Raw genomic sequence first — 20231 nt, 5'->3', positions numbered from 1 at the left:
GCATCATGGATGAGGCAACCCGCAACGAGCTCGAAAAGCTCCATGGCAGGATCAGCGATTTGAAGGAGCGGGTCGTCTCGCTCGAAGCGCAACAGCCGCATATCAATGCGGCGTTGCTGCGCATCGAAGGCAGCGTCGAAAAGCTGGCAAACCGCATCGGCAAGGCGCTGTGGGCCGTCGTCGCCATCGTGCTGACTCCGCTTGCCGGCCTGCTGATCAAGGCAATTGCTTCGGGCGCGCTTGCGCGGTTTCTTTAATCGGTTTCTGCGAACATGGGCGCGATTTTGCGTTGGGGATGCCTGCCTCCGGTCCTCCGTCATCCTCGGGAGAGGCCAAGGATGACGTTGCGTGAGCGGCATGCGTCCGCCGAGAGAAGGCGCTGTCGGGGGCATTCCAGCAAAAGTGCGATCACCCTGGAATTCACCCAAACAACTATCCTCGCTCCATCCTGCCGCTCTCCATTCTCATCACGGGCAGCAGACATGACCCTCGTCTTTATCCGCATTCTCTTGCGTTACCTCGCCGCCATCCTCATCACCCGCGGGCTGATCGCGCCCGATCTCGGCGAGATGATCTCGCGCGATCCCGATGTCGCCATGGCGCTTCAGGTCGCCTCCGGCGCGCTCATCGCCGGCTTCGCCGAAGGCTGGTATTATCTGGCGCATCGCTTCGGATGGGCGAAATGAAGTGGCTCGCCGACCTTCTTCTCGGCGGCATCATCGAGAAATTCACCGGTCCGCTTCTGGCTGCCTATCAGGCGAAACTCGCAGCCGAAACCGACCAGCAGAAACTTGCCGCCGAAGAAGCAATCCGCGGCATCGAAGCCGCCCGCGATATTGCGGTCGCGGAAGCCGCCGACCGCTGGAGCGCCACCCGCCTTGGTCGCCTGCTCATCGTTATCCCCTTCGGCCTCTGGTGGGCGGCGATCTACATGGTGCAGATCCTCAATCCCTGGTTCGGCCTCGATTTCGTCGTCATCGACGTGCCGCCGCGCATCAATGACATGGCACTGGTGCTGATCCCCGCCATCCTCATCGGCGATGCCGGCGCTCTGCTTGCACGGCGGCTGAAACGTTAGGCGGGAGAACGCCTCAACTGTTCAGTGAGATCATCGCAGCATCAAGAGAGCGCTGGGTTGGGGGCCGAATTCCTCCGGTGACCTTGCGAAACGCCTTCGGCCGGAGCCAGGCGCTCTCTTGATACCTGTTCTCAGGCAACCCGCCGCAGGGCGGCGTCCCGGAGCACCGGCAGCATGTCTTCCGGTTCGGGGCGTCGCGTATAATCCGGGTTGACCTCGGCATAGAGAATGACGCCGTCCTGGTCTATCACGAACCGGCCGGGCATTGGCAGGGTCCAGCTCGGATCGTCGTTGAATGATGGCAGATCGTTCTTCAGGCTCTTGTAGAGATCGACGAGATAATCCGGCAGGTGGAAACGCAGCCGGAAACTGCGCGACGCCGTCATCGCCCACCTGACCATCGCCGAAGGCCTCGGCCCGCTCTTTGCACGAGTCCCGCCGCGCGACGCCGCCTGACATCATCAGCGACTTATCCGATCGTGCCCGGCGATGTCAGGCACGATCGGAACGCCTCTTCCGGAGGACATGTCAGCTGGCGTATAGGATTTGCGAACTGCCGCTCGGGGATCGAAAGAAAGCGAAGCGAATATGTCTGCCAGTCTGGCCGCAGGGCAAGAAGCCGATAGCCTGGTCACCCTGGTCTCGGCCGAGGAAAGACCTGATCTCATTCTGGCCTTCGCCGAACTCGGCGCCGCCGTCTGGCCGAAATTCATCAGCGGCGACGCTGTCGCCGTCAATTACTGGGACAGCCTCTTTTCGGAAAACCTGCGCCGCCATCAGTTTCTTGCCCTCAGCACTGACCGCGACGGAAACGAACGGGTTCTGGCAACGTCGAACAGCATCCCCTTCGCCTGGGCCGCGCCCGACGAGGATACTTCCCTGCCCGATGGCGGATGGGATGCCGTTCTCGCCGCCGGCGCGCATACCCTCGCGGCAGGCCAGAAACCCAATGCCCTTTCTGCGCTTGCCATCGTCGTCTCGCGTGCCATGCGCGGCTCGGATCTCGCCGAGCGGCTGATTGCCAACATGAAGGCGGATGCCAGAAAACATGGTTTTCAGGCTCTCGTCGCACCCGTGCGCCCGACGAAGAAGGCAGCTTATCCGCTGACCTCCTTTAAGGATTACGCAGCCTGGTCGACGCCGTCAGGCGCGCCCTTCGATCCCTGGGTGCGCAAACATTGGCAGCTCGGCGCGAGACTCGTGAAGACAGCGCCGCGTTCGATGCGGGTCGAGGCGCCGCTGTCGCAATGGACGGAATGGAGCGGGCTGCGTTTTCCAGTGTCCGGTCCGTATCATGTGGAAGGCGGCTTGGCGCCGCTGATGGCGGATTGCGCGAGCGGAATCGGCCTCTATGAAGAGCCGAATATCTGGATGCGGCATAGGCTGGAGGATGATGGACGGTGATGCTGTCGGCGGCTGACTGAAAGAGACGTCTCCGGCCACCACGCGTACTTGGTGTCGTGCGGCCTCCCTCTTCTTGTCGGCCAAAATCACCAGACTCCTTCCTCCCACCGTCCGCTTTCCCTGCGGCCTCACCCAACGATTTTTCCAACATCCCCCTCTTAGACAAAAAGCTATTTCGCTAAAGCCCGTTCGAAGCAAATTTCCTCGGGTTCAAACTTCATGAAATTTATAGATTATATCTTCGAAACTATCAGGAGGATATTCATGCCCAAAACAGCGTCCAATTCCATCGAGCTCGGCACCAAGGCCGCGGACTTCATCCTGCCGGATGCCAAGGGCGTGCTTCACAAGCTCTCGGATTTCGACGGCACGCCTGCCCTGCTCGTCGCTTTCATTTCCAACCGCTGCCCCTTCGTACAGTTGATCCGCAATGACCTCGCCGCTTTCGCGAGGGAATACGAAGCGAAAGGCCTGCGCATCATCGCAATCAACAGCAACGATGCTGAGGCGCATCCGGAAGAATGCCTTGCGGCGATCGGCCAGGAGGTCGAAGCGGTCGGCTACACCTTCCCCTATCTGAAGGACGAGGCCCAGGCGGTTGCCAAGGCCTATGGTGCGGCCTGCACGCCGGATCTCTTCCTTTTCGATGGCAGCAGGAAGCTCGCCTATCACGGCCAGTTCGATGATGCCCGCCCCGGCAATGGCAAACCGGTCACCGGCAAGGATTTGCGCGCTGCAGCGGACGCCGTCCTCGCCGGAGCCAAACCCTCTCTGGAGCAGACTCCATCCATTGGCTGCAACATTAAATGGACCGCGGGCAACGAACCCTCCTGGTTCTCCAGCGCGGCCTGATGTCCAGCGCGGCGGCCCTGCGGCTGCCGCGCTTTTGTTACATGACCCCGAGATTTCCTGATGTCGCTGAAGCGTAAAGACTTGGCGGGCAGCGGCCCGTTGCATCTGCAGACGGACGTGCTCGTCCTCGGCGGCGGGCCGGCCGGCGCCTGGGCGGCCCTTTCGGCTGCGCAAAATGGCGCCCGCGTGGTGCTGGCCGACAAGGGCTATCTTGGCACCAGCGGCGCAACTGCCCCGTCGAACACAGGCACCTGGCTGGTGCCTCCAGGCGAAAGCCGCGCCCAGATCGTTGAGCGCCGCTGGCAGCGCACCGCAAATCTTGCCGATCAGCGCTGGATGCTGCGCACCGTCGATCAGGCCTATGAAAACCTCCTAAAGCTTGCCGAATGGGGCTATCCCTTCCCCGATGACGAGGATGGCAAGCTCTATATCGCCAACCTGCGCGGACCAGACTACATGGCCTTCATGCGCCGGCGTGTACTCAAGGCCGGCATCACCGTTCTCGATCACCACCCTGCGCTCGAACTCTATTTCGATGGCGAAGCCGTCACCGGCGCTGCCGGCATCGACCGCCAGCGTGATCGCGACTGGCGCGTCGATGCCGGCGCCGTGGTGCTGGCAACCGGCGGCTGCGCCTTCCATGAGCGCATCCTCGGGGCTGCGGCGCTGACCGGCGACGGACACCTCATGGCGGTCGAAGCCGGCGCCAGCCTCTCCGGCATGGAATTCACCGGCAAATATACGCTCGCCCCCTATGGCTCCTCGCTCAACAAGGGCCTGCCCTTCCGCTGGGCTTCCTTCTTCCGCGAGGACGGCACGCCGATCCTCGACAGCGACGGCAACCATCTGCAGAACGGTATCGGCGAGCGCGAAAGGGAAATCGCCAAAGCCATGATCGAAGCTCCCGTCTATGCCGTGCTCGATCAGGCTGAATCCGCACTGCAGGATTGGCTGCGCCGCGGCCAACCCAACTGTTTCGTGCCTTATGACCGCACCCCGGTCGATCCCTTCACCCAGATGTTCCGCGTCACCTTCCGCGCCGAAGGCACGGTGCGCGGCACCGGGGGCATCCGCATCGCCACGTCCGATTGCGGCACCGATGTACCCGGCCTCTACGTTGCGGGTGACGCCGCCAGTCGCGAACCGCTTGCCGGCGCCACGTCGGGCGGCGGTGGCCCAAATTCCTCATGGGCCATCGCCAGTGGCTGGTGGTCCGGACAGGGTGCGGCCTCCCACAGCAAACGCCGTGGCGACAAGGCGTTTCGCGCTAATTCCAGCCCTCTCGGCCGAGCGGGTCTGCGCCCCGGCGGCACGGCAAAGCCGTCGCTGACGCCCAAGGATGTCATCGACAGCGTGCGCGCCGAAGTCATCCCGCTGGAAAAGAACTATTTCCGCGAGGGCGCTCGCCTGCAGGCGAGCCAGGAGAAGCTCGACGCCCTCTGGGTCGATGTCGCAAACCACCTCGTAGGCTCCGGCGTCCACAAGCTGAAAGCGCGCGAGGCAGCAGCCATCGCCGCCTCGGGCCGCTGGTCGCTCGCTTCCGCACTCGCCCGCAAGGAAAGCCGCGGCATGCACCGCCGTTCGGATTTCAAGAGCAACGACCCGGCCTTTGCCCATTCCATCATCGTGCGCGGCGTCAATGACATCGTGGTCGCGGCACAACCGGAAGCCCGCCAGGAGATCGCATCATGATCGAAGTCGTCTCCGAAAGCCGCTGCGTGGAATGCGATATCTGCGTGAAGGTCTGCCCGGCCAATGTCTTCGACGCGACCGGCGGCGTTCCGGTCATCGCCCGCCAGGATGACTGCCAGACCTGCTTCCTCTGCGAGATCTACTGTCCGACCGACGCGCTCTATGTCGCCGAGCGCGCCGACGGCCCTCTCGCCATCACGGAAGAAGAGGTCGAGGAGCGCAATCTCTTCGGCAGCTATGCCCGCGCGCTCGGCTGGAGGCGCGGCAAACCGGGCGGATCGCAATTCGATCCCACCCACCGCATCCGCGTCGCGCAAGTCTGAATTGGAGAAGTTCATGAACCGCATCACCGTCACCGATGTCCGCAAGACCTTTCAGCTGAAGCCCGGCCAGACGGTAACGACCGATGGCCGCCCCTCCAACCGCGTCACGGTCTTGAACGGCGTCGATCTTTCCATCCGCAAGGGCGAGTTCATCACGCTGGTCGGTCCGAGCGGCAGCGGCAAATCCGTGCTGCTCGATATTATCGGCGGGCTGACGGAAGCCTCTGAGGGCGTCGTCAGTATCGATGGCAAGCGTATCGTCAAGCCGGACCCGAAAACCGGCTACGTCTTCCAGCAATATGCGCTGTTTCCCTGGCGCACGGCGCTCGCCAATATCGAATATGCACTTGAGGTCCATGGCGTTCCCAAGCGCGAGCGCACCGAGAGGGCGCGCTATTTCCTCTCCCTCTTCGGCCTCTCCGGCTTCGAGGATCGTTTCCCCAACCAGCTCTCCGGCGGCATGCAGCAGCGCGTGGCGATCGCCCGCGCGCTTGCGACCGATCCCGAAGTCCTGCTGATGGACGAGCCTTTCGCCGCCCTCGACGCCCAGACCCGCGAAATCCTGCAAACCGAGCTTTTGCGCATCTGGGAAAAGATCAACACGACCGTCGTCTTCGTCACCCACTCGATCGACGAGGCGATCTACCTCGCCGACCGCATCGTCGTCATGACGGCACGTCCCGGCACGGTAAAGCAAATCATCGATGTCGACCTGCCGCGCCCGCGCGATGGCGATATCCGGGCCAGCGCCGTGTTCAACGCCCATCGCGGCCGTGTCTGGGAAGCGCTGCGCGACGAAGTGAACAAGGCGCAGAAGAACTGGGCGCTTTCACCGGCTTACGCCCACTGAAACCGGAGAATTACTATGGCCTATGTAACCGACAAGACCGTCCTCGGCGCCGAGCTTTCTCCTGCCCGTCCGAAGCGCAGCAGCCCGCGCGCAAAACGCCGCATCGAATTCGGCGCTGCCACCTATGGCCTGCCGCTGATGGTCGTCTTCTTCGGCCTCTGGGAAATCGCGCCGCGTCTCGGCTGGCTGAACCGCATCTTCTTCCCGCCGCTCAGCGACGTGCTGGAAGCCTGGTATGCGATGCTGCTCGACGGCACGCTTTCGGCCAATATCGGCATCAGCCTGCAGCGTGCCGCAATCGGCTTCCTGCTTGCCGTCGTGGTCGCCGTTCCACTCGGCTTCCTGATGGGGCGCTATACGCTGTTTGAAAAGGTCTCCGACCTGCTCGTGCAGACGCTGCGCAACACCTCGCAATTCGCCCTGCTGCCGGTCTTCATCCTGCTGCTCGGCATCGGCGAGGCCTCGAAGATCGCCATCTGCTTCTATTCGTCGGTCTTCTTCCTGCTGATCAATACGATCTCGGGCGTTAAGTCCGTCGATCCGCTGCTTTTGAAGGCCGCCCGCTCCATGGGCACGTCGGATTTCGACATGTTCCGCAAGGTCATCCTGCCGGCGAGTATTCCTTCGATCGTCTCGGGCATGCGCCTTGCCGTCAAATCCTCGATCTTCGCCGTCATCGGCGCCGAAATGCTCGCCGCCAAATCCGGCCTCGGATTCCTGATCCAGCAGTCGCAGCTGATGATGGAAACGGCCGACATGTATGCCGGCATCATCACCATGACCGCGATCGGCCTGCTCGTGAACTACCTGCTCGTCTGGTTCGAGCGCTGGGCCACCGCCTGGAAGGGCAGCTCCGAAATCTCTCACAACTGAATGCAATACCGTTTCTGAAGGGGACACGACATGGCACGCTTCAACCCATCCATCCTGCGCCGCACGCTGCTATCGGGCATTGCGGCCCTCGCGCTCGGCAGCGCCGCCCTCACCGGCCCGGCCCTCGCCGAAGACAAGCCTGATGTGATCCGCATCGGCAGCACCGCCCCCGGCCACCTGAAATTCATCCTCGAGCGCCATAGCGGCTCGCTCGCCAAGGAATTCGAAAAGGACGGCATCAAGGTCGAATTCATCGCCTTTACCAATGGCGGCTCGGAAGCAACGACCGCGCTTGCCACGGGTGCTGTCGAATTCATCTATACCGGCAACAACCCCGCGCTGCGCGTCGCCGCCGCCGGTGCTGACGTGAAAGCCATCGGCCTCTCCAGCTTCGTCAAGGAAAACGGCTCGGCCATCATCGTGAAGGCAGATTCGCCGATCAAGTCGATCGCCGATCTCAAGGGCAAGAAGGTCGCCTATCTCGCCGGCACCGTGCGCCACTCCACCTTCGCCAAGGCGCTGAAATCCGTCGGCCTGTCGCTTAACGACATCGAATCCCTCAACCTCGCTTTCGACGCGTCCGGCCCGGCGCTGGTGCGCGGCGATGTCGATGCCGTCGTCGAAAGCGGCGATGTCGCCGCCAAGCTCGTCGAAACCGGCCAGGCCCGCGTCATCCTCGACGCGTCATCGCATCCGGAATGGTCGGCCCCCTTCCTGATCTCCGCCAATGGCGAGTTCGTGCGCAAATATCCCGATCTCGTCAAGCGCCTGCTGAAGGTCGATATCGAAACCGCACGCTGGGCCGATGCCCACCCGGAAGACACGATCAAGATCTTCGTTGACGAGACCAAGTCTTCGGAAAAGTCCGTTCGCCAGACCTATCACGATAACGTCTTCTATCAGGATCCGAAGATCACGCCTGAGGCGCTCGCTTCGCTGAAGAGCGAAGAACAGTTCATGGCCGACGCCAAACTGCTGAAAGGCTCGGTCGACTACGACAAGTGGATCGACACCAGCTTCCTCGACGCCGCCTACAAGGAAGTCGACGCCGAGCAGTCGAATTGAGCTAAGCCTCGTAAGCGAGCCGACCAAACTCTTCCGTCATGCTCGGGCTTGTCCTCCTTGAGATGGCTCAGCGCGTCAGAGAGCAGCGTGCGGTCCTGCGGCGTCCGGATCGTTGGCGAGCTCGCTCTCGTCCTCGACCCTCTGCCGCTCCACGGCGTGCGCAGCCGCTATATCCGCACTGCGCTCGCTGAAATAGCCGTTGATTTCGTCAGTCTCAGGTCGTGTAGCTGCACATAGCCGCGACCGCAGAATCGCACGCCGTCGCCGGGCTGCGTGTTGCCGAGGCGTCTTGCCACATCCGGCCACTGCTCCTGCGGATCATACATCTTAAAAAGGAATTGCCGCCCCATTCCTTGATCGGCTGCACGGTTCTGCCGGCCTCGTGATGGGCCGTTGTCGCCTCCCCGAAAAATGCTGCGGGGAAGGATAAATCATGATTAACTCATTTCAACCTGTAGTTAGAATCGGAGAAATACACTAACATCTACATGTTCTACGGATTCAATTGGAATTTTAATTTCACATCCAGAAGGTATGAGCATGGCAAGTGTTTGGGTTTCGTAAGGAAAAGGCAGGCAGCAGCGACATCGGGGGCATCGACGTTCCCCGTATTTACGCCGTAGGTTACTGTTGCGTACTTACGCGCTATGCCCGAAGCGCTTAAAATTCAGTCGACACTTGAATGCCGTCCCGGGAGAGCATGGCATGATTGGCATGGGAGATCTAAGCAGAATGACGAGGCCGCGCAGCCGTCACTGGACCGCCATCGGGGTCACCAGCGGAACGGCGTGCCTTGTCGCTCAAACCGCAACGGCGGCGGATGACGCAGCGAGCCAGCCCTATCACGCCGCGCTGACCGATCATGTGCCCGGCTTCATCACCGCGCCCGGGCAGACCGACTATCTCTTCATTGCCGTCATCGTGCTGATCCTGCTGATCATCCTCGCGATCGGCAATTTCTACTTCCAGCTCCATGCCGTTCCCGAGCGCATCGCGCACCGGGCCAACAAGGCGCAACTGGAGGTCGTCGCCGTACTGGCGCTGATCTCCCTCTTCACCCACAATCATATCTACTGGATCATCGGCCTGCTCCTGGCCATGGTCCGCATTCCCGATTTTTCGACGCCGCTTTATTCCATCGCGCGGTCGATCGCGAGGCTCGCGAACCGAAGTCCCGAAGCTGGCGTCTCTCTGGGCGCCCCCGTTCCTTCGACTGAAGCCCATCCGGCTGAAGACCTTAAGGAATCTCCGGCTACGACAACCCCATATCATGCGGCAACCGGCGCTCCCGCCGGCGCACCGACCGCTCCTGGCCCGGCGCCGCATCCGCAGCCCGTGCAGCAGATCGTCAAGACCGGCACCCAGAGAGAAGGTATCTGACCATGCTGGAACTGATCCTCTGCTCGATGCTGACCATTTTCCCCGATTATCTCTTCCGCCGCTATGTGCAGGGCAAGCGCATCGGCCAGGAGATCACCCTCTACAGCATGTGGTACGAATTGCGCTGGGGCATCTCGGCCTGCTTGATCCTGACGATCTCACTGATCACCATGATCTTCTATTTCCACCCCTCGACAAAATCCGTCACCGCCGTCTTCCGCACCGTCACCATCCTTCCGGAAAGCATCGGCCGCGTCGATGAGGTCTTCGTCGGCATCAACCAGAAGGTCGAGGCCGGCGCGCCGCTCTTCCGCCTCGACGATTCCGCCCAAAGGGCCGCGCTCGATGTGGCGCACAAGCAGATCGCCGAGGTCGAGGCCCAGACCAAGGTGGCCCAGAGCGAGCTTGCCAGCGCAGACGGCCAGATTCGCCAGGCCGAAGGCGCCTTGCAGGTCTCGATCGACGAACTGCAGATGAAGACCCAGCTTCTGAAAAATGATGCTGTTGCCCGACGCGAGGTGGACCGGCTCACCAACACTGTCGAAAGCCAGCGAGGCATGGTCAGCGCCGCGTATGCCGCCAAGGAAACGCTGCAGACCAAGCTCGCCGTGCTCCTGCCGGCGCAGAAGGCAAGTGCCGAGGCAGCCCTCGCCCAGGCCCAGGTGGAACTCGACAAGACGGTGGTCAGAGCCGGCGTCGCCGGCACCGTCCAGCAGTTCACGCTGCGCCCGGGTGACGTGCTGAACACCATGCTGCGCCCGGCCGGCGTGCTGGTGCCGAGCGAGGCCGGCCGCGGCACGCTGATTGCCGGCTTCGGCCAGATCGAGGCGCAGGTGATGAAGCCCGGCATGGTGGCCGAAGCGACCTGCGTCGGCAAACCCTTCGCCATCATTCCCCTTGTCGTCACCGAGGTTCAGGATGTGATCGCCGCCGGCCAGCTGCGCCCGACCGACCAGCTTCTCGATGTCTCGCAGCTGGCAAGCCCCGGCACGCTGACCGTCTTCCTGCAGCCCCTCTTCCCCGGCGGCCTTGATGGCGTGCCCCCGGGCGGCAGCTGCATCGCCAATGCCTATACCAACAACCACGATGCGCTCGCCGACCCCAATATCGGCACCTTCAAATCGATCGGCCTGCATGTGATCGACACCGTCGGCCTGGTGCATGCGATGATCCTGCGCATGCAGGCGCTGTTGCTGCCGGTGCAGACGCTCGTGCTGACAGGGCATTGAGGAGGGTCCTATTCGGCAGCGCCGCAATTGATAGCAAGGCGCTGTCGAGCTACCACATGGGCATGACTCATTTTGGAAACGAGATCGTTCCAGCGGAATTTCCCGAGCTGAAAATGCTCGCATGGAACAGCAGTCCCGCGCGTCCCATTGCTGCCGGCGAAGCCTTTGCGCTCTATGAGCGGAACTGGCGTTTCGTCGATCGCGGCAAACTGACCCCTCATGAGAAGCTTCTGATCGAGGAGTTGACCGAAGAATACGGTCACGGCATCACACTGGTTTAGCGGCCCCGGCATCAGGCATCAGATGAACCCCGCAGACGACGATTTCTCTCAGGCGCTTGCCCTCATCCCGGAAGGCTACAGCGAAGGCAGCTTCGAAGCCGGCCGTTGGGGCGTCACCGTCAAACGTTCGCCTGACGGCAAGCGCATCTGGCTCTATGCCGAGGATCTCGCCGGCAGCGATATCGTCAGCTTCAACCTCTATCTGCTGGAGGCGAGCGGCAGCACGCTGAAACCCTGCGAAATGTCGTCCGCGAAAGTCATCACCTTCGTACACGGCTACCGGCCCGACAAGGATCAGCCGATGCTGCCGGCAAAGCGCTCGGACCACCGCTGACGCTGAAACGCCTCGACCACGAAATCGACGAATACCCGCGTCTTCAAGGGAAGCAGCGTCCTGTTGGCGTAGTAGACGGAGATCGGCCCGATATCGACATACCATGACGGCACGAGGCGGATCAGTTCGCCGCTGTCGAGATAGGGCAGCGCATCGGCCTTTACGAGCAGCGTCACCCCGAGCCCGAGAAGGGCGGCAGCGCGCATGGCGACGGGATCGTTGACGACGATCCTTGCCGGCAGGTCGACGGGCCGCTCCTCGCCCGCGGCATTGCGCATCTGCCGCTGCGTCATGCGCCCCGTGCGCAATGATTTCATGACGATACCGTCGAAAGCTGAAAGCCCGGCCGGATCGGCCGGCGGCACGCGCCCCCGCATATAGGCCGGTGACGCCACCACCACGAGATGGGCCGGCGCCAGTGCACGCGCCACCAAGCCGGGGGCGAGCTCGAAGCCGCCTCCAACAGCTGCATCATAACCCTCGGCGATGAGATCGACCGGCCGGCCCTCGAACATCCATTCCGGCTGCACCAGCGGATAGCGCGCCATGAATTCCGGCAGCAGCGGCAGGATATAGCCGATGCCGAAAGTTGGCGGCAGGCTGACCTTCAGGACACCTGCCGGCTCTGCCTGCTCGCTGGAAATCCCTGATATCGCCCCCTGCAGCCCTTCCAGATGATCGCGCACCGACAGAAGGAAACGCTCGCCCGCCTCCGTCAGCGTCAGGCTGCGGGTGCTGCGGTAAAAGAGCCTGATCTTCAGATTGGCCTCAAGCGCCGCCACATTGCGGCTGACTGCCGCCGGCGTCAGGCCGAGGCGCCGTGCAGCTCCCGAAAAACTGCCGAGCTCGGCGCTGCGCACGAAACATTCCAGGTTGGCCAAACTCTCCATCCAAAAAGCCTTTTCATCAGCCGCCATCTTCAAGAAACACTTGAAGCTGATAGCGCGGATTACAGGCTAATCAAAGAGGAATGCCGGCACGATATTCACTCCATCGAAACGAACACGACATGCAGAAAGGAAACTTGCCATGTCCATCGGTATCATCGGCGCCGGCAATATTGGCGCAGCCTTTGCCCGCGCGCTTGCCAGGAACGGCATTGCCGCCACCATCGCCAACAGCCGCGGCCCTGAAACGCTCGGCGAGCTGTCTGCCGAACTCGCCCCGCACCTCACCGCCGCGACGATTACGGAGGCCGCCAGCGCCGATATCGTCCTCGTCGCCGTGCCCTGGTCGAAGCTGCCGGCAGCCCTGTCAGGCTTGCCGCATTGGGCCGGCCGCATCGTGATCGATGCCAATAACCCGATCGAGGCGCCGCTCTTCAAGCCGGCCGAGCTCGGCGGCCGTCTGTCGAGCGAAATCGTCGCCGATCTCGTGCCCGGCGCCCGCCTCGTGAAAGCCTTCAACCACCTCTTCGCAAACCTCGTCTCGGGCGATCCGAAAGCCGAAGGCGGCAACCGTGTGCTCTTTTATTCGGGAGACGATATCGAGGCGAAGTCGCAAGTCGCTGATATCATCACCCGCCTCGGCTTTGCCGGCGTCGATCTCGGCCCGCTGAAAGTGGGCGGCGCCCTGACGCAGTTCCCCGGCGGCCCGCTGGCGGCGCTGAACCTCGTCAAGTTTGGCTGAGGGAGACGCGCCATGTCACCTCTCGAAACGGCGCAGACCTTCTTCGCCCACTGGAGCGCCAACCGCATCGACGAAGCCGTCGCCATGCTGAGCGATGATGTGCTCTACGACAACGTGCCCCTGCCCGATATCGTGGGTCGCGAAAACGTCCGGAAGTTCCAGACGGACTTCGGCATCGGCACCGCCTTCAAGGTGGATTGGAAAATTACCGGGATCGCAGTCTCGGGCAATGTCGTGCTGAATGAGCGCATCGATATCTTCACCCATGAGAATGGCGGCCAGATCACCCTGCCGGTCATGGGCACGCTGACGGTCGAAAACGGCAAGATCACCGTCTGGCGCGACTATTTTGACCTTGGCAGCTTCGAGCGGCAGCTGGCGGCGATCAAACGGTAACTGCGGCGCCGCCCTCATTCGATGGGAGAGCCTGGGACCCGGATCACCGGCACGCGGAATAGGGGCAGATTTAATAGAGCACCCTTAAAGCCATTGAACCGGGCTCGTGTTCAGTCACAACCCTGTAATAGGTACGCATGTTCTCGCGCTCTTTCTCGTAAGTCCACTTCAAACCCCATCTGCATTCGTCCGTCATGCACCCACGGCTCTTCGATTCGTACACATCGAGTTGAAATGCCTCGCCATTGATCTCACCGGTGATCGAGCCGGTTTTCCCTTTATCCTTCGATATGAGTTCAAACGCCCCTGTCCGACCATCCAGACAGTAGATCTTCCCGTGATAGATTCGCTCGCCGGTTTCCAGCTTCCAGAAATTCGTCTTCACCTCCGACACGCTATAGCGCCCCCTGCATTGCTGGCTTTTGGCCGAGCCGATCTCAATCGTTCCCCCCATCTGCTCACTCTCGTTGTGCGCGGTCACCTTTCCGAGCACCGGAGTGCCCGTTGCGAGATAGCTTCCCTCGACACCACGGACAAAATTATACGAGCATCCCGCGAGCGCGAAGCAGATAGCCGTCACCAAGCCGGCAAGCATCAAACCGTGGACCGCCTGTGAACATCTCAATAAAGACAGCAAGCCTATATCTCCGTGTTCATTTTTATGTTCTCGGATGCCAGAATGAGCGATGAGGAGCGAAAGTCAGGAATGGGCCAACAGACGAGGACGGGCCGCCACGCATTAACTTCTAGCGAAAGATGTATTAATATTCAAACCGTGGTGTTTCCCCACACCGGAAGGGGGGAACAGTTGCCAGCACATCGAGGATCCAGCGCCGTCTCCCATGTCATGGAGACGCTAGATAATGAACATGGCCGGCGCTTCGGAGACATACCCTTTTGCGAAATGCCGATACTGCGGCCAAGCCCGCTCCTCACACCCCACGCATGTTCCCCCACAGCAGCACATGCAGTTGCGGCAGAACCCGGGCGCTGAACCAGCGGTCCGACGTAACCCTGTCGACCAGCCAGCGCATTCGGTTCAGGATACCGTCGAGATCAATCCTATCGTTGTCGTTCACCGGCGGTGTATGATTGCCGGGCTGCAGGAAGATCGGCAGCGTGTCGAACGCTCCGGCGACGGACTTGGCGAAGGCATAATCGTCTTCGTCGAAGATGACGATCTTCATCGCGATGTCAGGGCCATCGCCGGCTGCCTTCACGCAGTCCCTTAAAGCCGCCACATCGAAGGCCATGTGGCTGGAGGGCGGTTTCGGGCTGAGGATGAGGTGATCGAGCCGCGCAAACCAGTCCTTGGCGATCGAGCCCTGCGTTTCCAGCGCGAACCGATAGCCGTCCCGCTTGCCCCGCTCGATCAGCGGTCCCAGCGGCTGGATGGCCGGGTTGCCGCCGGACAGAGAAACCGTGAGCGCACAGCACCCGGACAGCGTCTCCACCTTCGCCCAGATCTCGTCCACCGCCATCGGCAGCCATTCGTCGCGATAGGCGCTGTCGACGGCGTGCAGCGTGTCGCACCACGAACAGCGATAGTCGCAGCCGCCCGTCCGCACGAAGACGGTCGGAAGCCCCGAAAGTGGCCCCTCGCCCTGGATCGTCGGCCCGAAGATTTCGCTGATGCGGATCTTCTGCTCCCGCCCATCAGTGTTTTCCAGGCCGGTCATGCCCGGTACTCCGCCCATGTCTTCGGCGTTTCGCTGACCCTGACGGCGGAAGTTTCCGGCAGGCGCTGCTTGCACCAGTCGTAAAAATGCCGGGCGAGCCATTCCGACGTTACCCTGTCATGGCCGAGCGCCTCGTTCAGGTGCCTGTGGTCGAAATTGTCGTCGATATAGCGCTTGAGCGGCGCAAGCTCATGATAGTCGCGCACGAACCCGTCCTCGTTCAGCTCGGCAGCCGCAAGCTCGACGACGACGATATAGTTATGCCCGTGCAGGCGCTTGCACTGATGCCCCTCGGGAAGATGCGAAAGCTGGTGAGAGGCGGAGAAATGAAATTCCTTGGTGATGCGGTACATCACTTCGCCTCCTCTGCCTTGAAGCCGCCGCCCCTGAAATCGGCAGTGGCGGCGACCCAGAAATCCGGATCTTCGTAAATAGTGGGGTCCGCAACACCCGCGAGATGGAAGGCCTCGCGGCGCTCGACGCATGTCCCGCATCGCCCGCAATGGGCAGCCCCTCCCTTGTAGCAGGACCAGGTCTCGCCGAACGGCGTCTGGTGTTTGAAACCGTCGGCGACGATGTCGGCCTTGGTCGCGTTCACATAGGGCGCGAGCAGCGTCACATCGGCATAGCCTTCGAGGGCATGGCGCTGCATCGTCTCGAAGGCCGAAATGAAGCCCGGTCGGCAGTCGGGATAGATGAAGTGGTCGCCCCCATGGACCGCGATCGCCACGGCATCGGCCTGGCGCGCGGCGGCAAGCCCGAAGGCGATGGACAGCATGATGGCATTGCGGTTCGGCACCACCGTCGCCTTCATCGTCTCCTCGGCATAGTGTCCGTCCGGCACCTGGATGTCGTCCGTGAGCGCCGAGCCGGTTAGGTGCTTGCCGATGCCGGAGATGTCGATGATATCGTGCGGCACGTTGAGCCTGCGGGCGCACAGAGCCGCAAATTCCAGCTCCTTGACGTGCCGCTGGCCGTAATTGAAGGAGATGAGGCCGATAAGCTGGTGCTCCGCCGCCATGGCATAGGCGAGCGAAACGGAGTCGAGTCCGCCGGAGCAGACGACAAGTACTTTCATGTCAGGATCCCTTGTTTTGTTGAACCGGGTGGGCTGCGACCGGTTAGCGGGCATCTTCTAGACGCGCGGAGGGGCCATGTCCAGATATGAAACATCGAGAGGTTTCATATCTACGCTCCGAATTCGTCGTAGCCGCCGGCAATCGCCTCTTCGGCGAGCCTCAACAGCGGTTCGTAATCGTCATCGGAAAGCACTTCGAAACGGATAAGTCCCAGCGTGTCGCGCACGGCTGCGAGCGCGGGCTCCGCAATGGCCGCAGCAAGCGCCTGCCGCAACTGCGTCAGCCGCTCGCCGGATGCGTCCGCCGCCGTGATGAAGGGCAATCCCGGCCCGGAAACAGTCTCGGCGAGGATGCGCACGCCGCAGAGCCGCTCAGGATCGAAACGCTGGATATTCCCGAAGGTGATGCAGTCGATCGCCGCGCAATCCGCCCTTCCTTCCGAGACCGCGTCGATGCTCGCCCCATGGCTGCCGGTCTCGATGACGCTGGCGAAGAACCGGCCATCTTTGGCAAGCGGCGCCACGGATGCCCGAAAGAGATTGCAGCCGGAATTACTGTCGCGACTGTTGATGGCGGCAATGCCGCCGCGCAGATCCGCCAATGAGCCGGCTGCGTTTTTACTGCTGAGGATGATGAAGCTGCGCATGAACGGCCCGTCGCAACCGGGATGGCAATAGACCGGCGTTGCCACGAGCTGCACCCTGCCCCGCAAGGTTTTTACATAGGGATAACCGCAGGTCTGCGAGAGCAGGAGATTGGGCTGGAACCACGCTTCGTCATGAGCGAGATCGGTATCGAGAGCTTCGGGCAAATCGACAACCCCTGCCGCTGCCAGCTCCCCGCGAAGAAACGCCCAGAGATCGGCAGTGGCAGCCGCAAGCGGCGGCGGTGTGACATACATCGCCATGCTGGCGAGAGACACGCCGTTTCCAACCTCTGTCCCGGTCCGCAGGGGTCGCTCAGCCGCATTCACTGCTGCTGCAACGCCAGTCGCACGCCGAGCGCCATATAGATCGAGCCGATCACCTTGCCCTGCCAGCGGCCGATCGTCCGGTTCCTGGCGAGCCAGCCGCGCACCGAGCCGGCGCCCAAGGCAAGCGCCGAGGTCACGCCGATGCTGAACACGACGAAGATGATGCCGAGCAGCGCGAATTGCCCAATCACCGATCCGCTCTCCGGATGGATGAACTGCGGCAGGAAGGCGAGGAAGAACAGCGCCGTCTTCGGGTTCAGGATTTCCGTGAATATCCCCTGCCGGAAGGCCTTGCCGGGGCTGATCTCGGGTGCCGCCGCCAGATCGAGATTGCTGGACTTTTCGATGAAGGCACGGTATCCGAGATAGATGAGGTAGGCCACGCCGATATATTTGACCACTTCGAAGGCGAGCGCCGAAGTCGCAAGCAAGGCAGAAAGGCCGAAGGTCGCCATGGTGGAATGGATGAGGTCGCCGGCCGCAATGCCAAGCCCCGTTGCAATGCCGGCCCGCCGGCCGCCGCTGACCGATCGGGCGAGAACCAGGAGCGTCGCCGGGCCGGGAATCACCATCAGCCCGAGGACGACGAAAATATAGGTCGTCAAAACAGCAATACTCATCTTTACCTTCCATTGCCTGAAATATCCACTTTCAGATTAACGGCTTCGGCCGGAAGCGCAATATTTCATAAATTTACGCCGCGACGGCCACCGGGACCCCGGCTCCCGCGACAACACCCTTGCGCACAGCAGGGAATGAGCGCAGGATTCGATTGCCGGCAGCCACTTCAAGGGCGCTGCCGGTTCAGGACGCTGCCGGTTCAGAATGCATGTCCTGGCCCCAACGAAAGGAGGAGGCGATGTCTTCCGACTTTTATCCGCCAAGCCTGTCGCGCAATCTCATCCGGACCGGCGCAGCCGGTTACCGTGAAAATGTGGCGCTCGGCATTCTCGATCGTGCCGAAGTGGCAGCCGCCGGGCGGCCGGGCCAGAGTTTCGGAGCCTCCGGAACCTTCACGGCTTTTCCCGATTTCAGCCACGGCCCGAATGCGCTGCGCACCCGCTCCCCAGGATTGCCACAAGGGCAACCGCGTCACGCATTGGCAGCCTCTCTGGACAAGCATTCCGGCATCGAACTCCCTCCCATTTGATGCCGCAATATCAGATCCGTCCCGCATCAGCACATCAGGAGGAAACCATGGCGAAAGGCCAGATCCGTAGCCACCGCGAAGTCCGCAAGCCGAAAAAAGACCGCTCTGCCGCAGCGGCACCCGCCGCAGCCCACGGCATGCAGGTCAAGATGGCAAGCAGCAGCAGTAGCGACAAGAAGAAATAGTGCCGACCCGCTCCGGCGCGACGGCCCTCCGGCCGTCCCGCGAACACCCGGAAGGATAGCAACATGACCGCCGACAAGCGCGCAGCGGAAAATCTCTTCCGCGCGCCAAAGCCTAAAAGAGCCTCGCCCGAAAAAGCCTCCGATGCCGAAAAGCTTCAGGATATCCGCAAGCGGCTGCGCCTGAGACAGCGCGAAATCAGGCAGGACGAACGCCGCGAGCGCCAGAAAACGCGAGCGACACCGCCCGCCGCCTCGTCCTGAAATTGTCTACCACGCTTCATTCAAAGAGTTCGGCGTGGGTACCGGCAGTAACGAACACCACCAGGTTCTTCCTTTCGTCCACGGTGTAGATGAGAAGAAAGTCGCCGCCGATATGACATTCTCGATGATCTTTCCAATCACCCGTCAGTTCGTGGTCCTTCATCTCGGCAGGCAGTGGGCCATCGTTGCCGACGATCAAACCAATGACCCTCTTCAGTGCGACCATGTCATATCGGCCGGATCTGGAGAGTCGCTCCCAATCCTTTTGAAATTGCTTGGTATGGTTTGATTGTCGCGGTATCGAAGCCCGCTTGGTGGAGGCGGGCTTCGCTCGGTCCTTATCACTTCGCAAGCTTGCTGCCCTCGAGCGACTGAATCAGCTCCTCGGCACTATCGAAGTGCTTGCCATGGCCCGCCTTGATTGCTCTTGCTTCTTCCATGGCAGCGATCGTCCTGGCGTTCGGTCGAGTCAACTCGACCGGAAGAGCCTTATCTCGGGCAATTCTGGTCAAGACGATGCGGATGATATCAGAGGTGGTCAACCCAAGGCTATCAAGGACCAGGGCGGCATCATCCTTCACGGAAGAGTCGATACGGGCACGAACATACGCGTTTGCGGCCATCTTCAGCCTCCTTATCATTTCGATCTGTATGTAGCCCAATTGAGCAACATATTCAAGAAACGATAATCGACGAAGTCCGGTTCACCGACGATGTGTTCACCTCGCCCTTGGATTTCCCTCACTCTTCAAAAGGCGCCTGCGCGACAAGATCGACCGAGGATGTCGGAACCGCATAACCGGGCAGGAGACGTTCGCCGAAATCCCGCACGAAATTTGTCACTGAGGATAAGGCTGCGCGAGCCAACCCCCCATCCAGCGAAGGTTTACCCATGCCGGCAGGCGTGGACTGAGCCGCCGCGACACGGCCGCCATCCGCAGCTAGAAAGCGTCTAACTCAGAACGCTTTTGGAAGACCCGCTTGCTTCAGCGTTTCATTGGCCGTGTGCCGGGATTTGACACCATGATCGAACGTGAAATGGCGATCTGAAATCGGACTGAACCAAATTTCATGGTCGCCTTTTCCCGGCCGAACATATTTGCAGCCGGCTTTCAAAAGTAACTCTTTAAGTTCCTTGAGATAGCCGGCCATGCGGTCAGTAGGTGGGATTGGGAATGCGAACGAGCTGCTCAGCCATGATATGGACAGGGATTTCCGGTAGGTCAGACGTAAATCCGTTCAGTTCCAAAAGATCCGTTATGGCAGCGATAACCTTGGGCTCGAGAGCTTCCAGGCTATTGGCCTCGACGGCCAGTCCATCGATGTCGTTACTGCTGGCGATCCAGACGGCAGCCTCTTCATCCCACTCGGCGCGCACAATGATCGATACGTGCTTCATACGATGAGTTCTCCAAATCGGACAGGATTGTCCGACACGTACACGCGCCACCGGTGTGGCTCGCTCTGGTGTCATGTGCACATATGTAGCGGAAAGAAAGTGAATTTTTAGTAGAGCGA

30 protein-coding genes and 1 pseudogene are annotated in these 20231 nt (G+C 61.3%); 19 read left to right on the top strand and 12 right to left on the bottom strand.

Going from position 1 to position 20231, the window contains the following annotated elements; genetic code table 11:
- Positions 1-5 precede the first annotated feature (5 nt).
- The 3 genes from FHX08_RS04665 to FHX08_RS04655 all read left to right on the top strand — a co-directional run bounded on the left by FHX08_RS04665 (position 6) and on the right by FHX08_RS04655 (position 1078).
- Positions 6-257 (top strand): hypothetical protein, encoded by a 252-nt coding sequence (locus tag FHX08_RS04665; RefSeq protein WP_132654108.1) that lies wholly within the window; start codon positions 6-8, stop codon positions 255-257.
- Positions 258-482: 225 nt separating this feature from the next.
- A complete protein-coding gene (locus FHX08_RS04660; RefSeq protein ID WP_132654107.1) occupies positions 483-686 on the top strand; it encodes a hypothetical protein in 204 nt (67 codons plus the stop codon).
- Entirely contained in the window at positions 683-1078 is a 396-nt protein-coding gene (locus FHX08_RS04655) for a hypothetical protein (RefSeq protein WP_132654106.1), read from the top strand. The genes FHX08_RS04660 and FHX08_RS04655 overlap by 4 nt, the downstream gene beginning before the upstream one ends.
- A gap of 131 nt (positions 1079-1209) precedes the next feature.
- On the opposite strand, the pseudogene FHX08_RS04650 reads toward FHX08_RS04655, so the two are convergent.
- A pseudogene (locus tag FHX08_RS04650) lies at positions 1210-1449 on the bottom strand (AhpC/TSA family protein); the annotation flags it as partial.
- A 217-nt stretch (positions 1450-1666) separates the two neighbouring features.
- Between FHX08_RS04650 and FHX08_RS04645 the strand changes: the two are divergent.
- The 11 genes from FHX08_RS04645 (at position 1667) to FHX08_RS04595 (ending at position 11361) form a co-directional block, all read left to right on the top strand.
- On the top strand, positions 1667-2482 hold the full coding sequence (locus FHX08_RS04645; RefSeq protein WP_132654105.1) for a hypothetical protein: 816 nt from the start codon (positions 1667-1669) through the stop codon (positions 2480-2482).
- A gap of 264 nt (positions 2483-2746) precedes the next feature.
- A complete protein-coding gene (locus FHX08_RS04640) occupies positions 2747-3334 on the top strand; it encodes a thioredoxin family protein (RefSeq protein ID WP_184326890.1) in 588 nt (195 codons plus the stop codon).
- 60 nt (positions 3335-3394) lie between these two features.
- A complete protein-coding gene (locus tag FHX08_RS04635) occupies positions 3395-5026 on the top strand; it encodes an FAD-dependent oxidoreductase (RefSeq protein WP_132654103.1) in 1632 nt (543 codons plus the stop codon).
- The gene (locus FHX08_RS04630) at positions 5023-5349 is read left to right on the top strand and encodes a 4Fe-4S binding protein (protein ID WP_132654102.1); all 327 of its coding nucleotides are present in this window, start codon (positions 5023-5025) and stop codon (positions 5347-5349) included. Before FHX08_RS04635 ends, FHX08_RS04630 begins: the two co-directional genes overlap by 4 nt.
- A gap of 13 nt (positions 5350-5362) precedes the next feature.
- The gene (locus FHX08_RS04625) at positions 5363-6199 is read left to right on the top strand and encodes an ABC transporter ATP-binding protein (RefSeq protein WP_132654101.1); all 837 of its coding nucleotides are present in this window, start codon (positions 5363-5365) and stop codon (positions 6197-6199) included.
- 15 nt (positions 6200-6214) lie between these two features.
- Positions 6215-7072, top strand: coding sequence for an ABC transporter permease (locus FHX08_RS04620; RefSeq protein WP_132654100.1), 858 nt, complete (start codon positions 6215-6217; stop codon positions 7070-7072).
- Positions 7073-7102: 30 nt separating this feature from the next.
- Entirely contained in the window at positions 7103-8137 is a 1035-nt protein-coding gene (locus tag FHX08_RS04615; RefSeq protein ID WP_184326889.1) for an aliphatic sulfonate ABC transporter substrate-binding protein, read from the top strand.
- Positions 8138-8869: 732 nt separating this feature from the next.
- Entirely contained in the window at positions 8870-9517 is a 648-nt protein-coding gene (locus tag FHX08_RS32025) for a hypothetical protein (protein WP_184326888.1), read from the top strand.
- A 2-nt stretch (positions 9518-9519) separates the two neighbouring features.
- A complete protein-coding gene (locus FHX08_RS04605; RefSeq protein ID WP_132654098.1) occupies positions 9520-10746 on the top strand; it encodes an HlyD family secretion protein in 1227 nt (408 codons plus the stop codon).
- Positions 10747-10802: 56 nt separating this feature from the next.
- A complete protein-coding gene (locus FHX08_RS04600) occupies positions 10803-11027 on the top strand; it encodes a hypothetical protein (protein ID WP_245508278.1) in 225 nt (74 codons plus the stop codon).
- A gap of 22 nt (positions 11028-11049) precedes the next feature.
- Complete coding sequence (locus tag FHX08_RS04595; protein ID WP_132654097.1) at positions 11050-11361, top strand: hypothetical protein; 312 nt, start codon at positions 11050-11052, stop codon at positions 11359-11361.
- Here the strand turns inward: FHX08_RS04595 and FHX08_RS04590 are convergent.
- On the bottom strand, positions 11322-12251 hold the full coding sequence (locus tag FHX08_RS04590) for a LysR family transcriptional regulator (RefSeq protein ID WP_132654096.1): 930 nt from the start codon (positions 12249-12251) through the stop codon (positions 11322-11324). The two genes, FHX08_RS04595 and FHX08_RS04590, sit on opposite strands and share 40 nt — an antisense overlap.
- A gap of 139 nt (positions 12252-12390) precedes the next feature.
- Here FHX08_RS04590 and FHX08_RS04585 point away from each other — a divergent pair, with 139 nt between their 5' ends.
- Positions 12391-12990, top strand: coding sequence for an NADPH-dependent F420 reductase (locus FHX08_RS04585; protein WP_132654095.1), 600 nt, complete (start codon positions 12391-12393; stop codon positions 12988-12990).
- 12 nt (positions 12991-13002) lie between these two features.
- A complete protein-coding gene (locus tag FHX08_RS04580; RefSeq protein WP_132654094.1) occupies positions 13003-13386 on the top strand; it encodes a limonene-1,2-epoxide hydrolase family protein in 384 nt (127 codons plus the stop codon).
- Between the two features lie 70 nt (positions 13387-13456).
- Here the strand turns inward: FHX08_RS04580 and FHX08_RS04575 are convergent, their stop codons facing one another.
- From FHX08_RS04575 to FHX08_RS04550, 6 genes are all read right to left on the bottom strand, one after another.
- Positions 13457-14023: a hypothetical protein gene (locus FHX08_RS04575; RefSeq protein WP_132654093.1), complete on the bottom strand. Its 567-nt coding sequence runs from the start codon at positions 14021-14023 to the stop codon at positions 13457-13459.
- Between the two features lie 295 nt (positions 14024-14318).
- Positions 14319-15065, bottom strand: coding sequence for a 7-carboxy-7-deazaguanine synthase QueE (queE, locus tag FHX08_RS04570; RefSeq protein ID WP_245508277.1), 747 nt, complete (start codon positions 15063-15065; stop codon positions 14319-14321).
- Positions 15062-15418: a 6-carboxytetrahydropterin synthase QueD gene (gene queD, locus FHX08_RS04565; protein WP_132654091.1), complete on the bottom strand. Its 357-nt coding sequence runs from the start codon at positions 15416-15418 to the stop codon at positions 15062-15064. Before queD ends, queE begins: the two co-directional genes overlap by 4 nt.
- A complete protein-coding gene (gene queC, locus FHX08_RS04560) occupies positions 15418-16143 on the bottom strand; it encodes a 7-cyano-7-deazaguanine synthase QueC (RefSeq protein ID WP_132654090.1) in 726 nt (241 codons plus the stop codon). The genes queD and queC overlap by 1 nt, the downstream gene beginning before the upstream one ends.
- A 110-nt stretch (positions 16144-16253) precedes the next feature.
- Complete coding sequence (locus FHX08_RS04555) at positions 16254-17066, bottom strand: phosphate/phosphite/phosphonate ABC transporter substrate-binding protein (RefSeq protein WP_132654089.1); 813 nt, start codon at positions 17064-17066, stop codon at positions 16254-16256.
- Between the two features lie 47 nt (positions 17067-17113).
- Entirely contained in the window at positions 17114-17737 is a 624-nt protein-coding gene (locus FHX08_RS04550; protein WP_132654088.1) for a LysE family translocator, read from the bottom strand.
- Positions 17738-17976: 239 nt separating this feature from the next.
- On the opposite strand from FHX08_RS04550, the gene FHX08_RS04545 reads away from it, so the two are divergent.
- From FHX08_RS04545 to FHX08_RS04535, 3 genes are all read left to right on the top strand, one after another.
- Entirely contained in the window at positions 17977-18267 is a 291-nt protein-coding gene (locus tag FHX08_RS04545; protein ID WP_132654087.1) for a hypothetical protein, read from the top strand.
- 47 nt (positions 18268-18314) lie between these two features.
- Positions 18315-18452: a hypothetical protein gene (locus tag FHX08_RS04540; RefSeq protein WP_165911902.1), complete on the top strand. Its 138-nt coding sequence runs from the start codon at positions 18315-18317 to the stop codon at positions 18450-18452.
- Positions 18453-18515: 63 nt separating this feature from the next.
- Positions 18516-18713, top strand: coding sequence for a hypothetical protein (locus FHX08_RS04535; RefSeq protein ID WP_132654086.1), 198 nt, complete (start codon positions 18516-18518; stop codon positions 18711-18713).
- A gap of 16 nt (positions 18714-18729) precedes the next feature.
- On the opposite strand, the gene FHX08_RS04530 is transcribed toward FHX08_RS04535, so the two are convergent.
- From FHX08_RS04530 to FHX08_RS04515, 4 genes are all read right to left on the bottom strand, one after another.
- Positions 18730-19065, bottom strand: coding sequence for a type II toxin-antitoxin system YafQ family toxin (locus FHX08_RS04530; RefSeq protein ID WP_132654085.1), 336 nt, complete (start codon positions 19063-19065; stop codon positions 18730-18732).
- Entirely contained in the window at positions 19055-19336 is a 282-nt protein-coding gene (locus FHX08_RS04525; protein ID WP_132654084.1) for a type II toxin-antitoxin system RelB/DinJ family antitoxin, read from the bottom strand. Before FHX08_RS04525 ends, FHX08_RS04530 begins: the two co-directional genes overlap by 11 nt.
- Positions 19337-19670: 334 nt before the next feature.
- Positions 19671-19865: a type II toxin-antitoxin system HicA family toxin gene (locus FHX08_RS04520; protein ID WP_132654083.1), complete on the bottom strand. Its 195-nt coding sequence runs from the start codon at positions 19863-19865 to the stop codon at positions 19671-19673.
- Between the two features lie 4 nt (positions 19866-19869).
- On the bottom strand, positions 19870-20112 hold the full coding sequence (locus FHX08_RS04515) for a DUF1902 domain-containing protein (RefSeq protein ID WP_132654082.1): 243 nt from the start codon (positions 20110-20112) through the stop codon (positions 19870-19872).
- Positions 20113-20231: the final 119 nt, after the last annotated feature.

Source organism: Rhizobium sp. BK529, assembly GCF_014194105.1.
Classification (GTDB): domain Bacteria; phylum Pseudomonadota; class Alphaproteobacteria; order Rhizobiales; family Rhizobiaceae; genus Rhizobium.
The sequence above is the reverse complement of the archived record's forward strand: the minus strand, read 5'-3'. Positions and strand labels throughout refer to the sequence as shown.

Excerpts from the sequence above, each read along its gene's own strand:
- FHX08_RS04590 (WP_132654096.1), bottom strand. The coding sequence starts at position 12,251 with ATGGAGAGTTTGGCCAACCTGGAATGTTTCGTGCGCAGCGCCGAGCTC.
- FHX08_RS04595 (WP_132654097.1), top strand. The coding sequence starts at position 11,050 with ATGAACCCCGCAGACGACGATTTCTCTCAGGCGCTTGCCCTCATCCCG.
- FHX08_RS04660 (WP_132654107.1), top strand. The coding sequence starts at position 483 with ATGACCCTCGTCTTTATCCGCATTCTCTTGCGTTACCTCGCCGCCATC.
- queC (WP_132654090.1), bottom strand. The coding sequence starts at position 16,143 with ATGAAAGTACTTGTCGTCTGCTCCGGCGGACTCGACTCCGTTTCGCTC.
- FHX08_RS04535 (WP_132654086.1), top strand. The coding sequence starts at position 18,516 with ATGACCGCCGACAAGCGCGCAGCGGAAAATCTCTTCCGCGCGCCAAAG.
- FHX08_RS04525 (WP_132654084.1), bottom strand. The coding sequence starts at position 19,336 with ATGGCCGCAAACGCGTATGTTCGTGCCCGTATCGACTCTTCCGTGAAG.
- FHX08_RS04635 (WP_132654103.1), top strand. The coding sequence starts at position 3,395 with ATGTCGCTGAAGCGTAAAGACTTGGCGGGCAGCGGCCCGTTGCATCTG.
- FHX08_RS04515 (WP_132654082.1), bottom strand. The coding sequence starts at position 20,112 with ATGAAGCACGTATCGATCATTGTGCGCGCCGAGTGGGATGAAGAGGCT.
- FHX08_RS04655 (WP_132654106.1), top strand. The coding sequence starts at position 683 with ATGAAGTGGCTCGCCGACCTTCTTCTCGGCGGCATCATCGAGAAATTC.
- FHX08_RS04615 (WP_184326889.1), top strand. The coding sequence starts at position 7,103 with ATGGCACGCTTCAACCCATCCATCCTGCGCCGCACGCTGCTATCGGGC.
- FHX08_RS04605 (WP_132654098.1), top strand. The coding sequence starts at position 9,520 with ATGCTGGAACTGATCCTCTGCTCGATGCTGACCATTTTCCCCGATTAT.
- queE (WP_245508277.1), bottom strand. The coding sequence starts at position 15,065 with ATGACCGGCCTGGAAAACACTGATGGGCGGGAGCAGAAGATCCGCATC.
- FHX08_RS04665 (WP_132654108.1), top strand. The coding sequence starts at position 6 with ATGGATGAGGCAACCCGCAACGAGCTCGAAAAGCTCCATGGCAGGATC.
- FHX08_RS04625 (WP_132654101.1), top strand. The coding sequence starts at position 5,363 with ATGAACCGCATCACCGTCACCGATGTCCGCAAGACCTTTCAGCTGAAG.
- FHX08_RS04540 (WP_165911902.1), top strand. The coding sequence starts at position 18,315 with ATGGCGAAAGGCCAGATCCGTAGCCACCGCGAAGTCCGCAAGCCGAAA.
- FHX08_RS04645 (WP_132654105.1), top strand. The coding sequence starts at position 1,667 with ATGTCTGCCAGTCTGGCCGCAGGGCAAGAAGCCGATAGCCTGGTCACC.
- FHX08_RS04520 (WP_132654083.1), bottom strand. The coding sequence starts at position 19,865 with ATGGCCGGCTATCTCAAGGAACTTAAAGAGTTACTTTTGAAAGCCGGC.
- FHX08_RS04585 (WP_132654095.1), top strand. The coding sequence starts at position 12,391 with ATGTCCATCGGTATCATCGGCGCCGGCAATATTGGCGCAGCCTTTGCC.
- FHX08_RS04545 (WP_132654087.1), top strand. The coding sequence starts at position 17,977 with ATGTCTTCCGACTTTTATCCGCCAAGCCTGTCGCGCAATCTCATCCGG.
- queD (WP_132654091.1), bottom strand. The coding sequence starts at position 15,418 with ATGTACCGCATCACCAAGGAATTTCATTTCTCCGCCTCTCACCAGCTT.
- FHX08_RS04550 (WP_132654088.1), bottom strand. The coding sequence starts at position 17,737 with ATGAGTATTGCTGTTTTGACGACCTATATTTTCGTCGTCCTCGGGCTG.
- FHX08_RS32025 (WP_184326888.1), top strand. The coding sequence starts at position 8,870 with ATGACGAGGCCGCGCAGCCGTCACTGGACCGCCATCGGGGTCACCAGC.
- FHX08_RS04620 (WP_132654100.1), top strand. The coding sequence starts at position 6,215 with ATGGCCTATGTAACCGACAAGACCGTCCTCGGCGCCGAGCTTTCTCCT.
- FHX08_RS04600 (WP_245508278.1), top strand. The coding sequence starts at position 10,803 with ATGGGCATGACTCATTTTGGAAACGAGATCGTTCCAGCGGAATTTCCC.
- FHX08_RS04580 (WP_132654094.1), top strand. The coding sequence starts at position 13,003 with ATGTCACCTCTCGAAACGGCGCAGACCTTCTTCGCCCACTGGAGCGCC.
- FHX08_RS04640 (WP_184326890.1), top strand. The coding sequence starts at position 2,747 with ATGCCCAAAACAGCGTCCAATTCCATCGAGCTCGGCACCAAGGCCGCG.
- FHX08_RS04630 (WP_132654102.1), top strand. The coding sequence starts at position 5,023 with ATGATCGAAGTCGTCTCCGAAAGCCGCTGCGTGGAATGCGATATCTGC.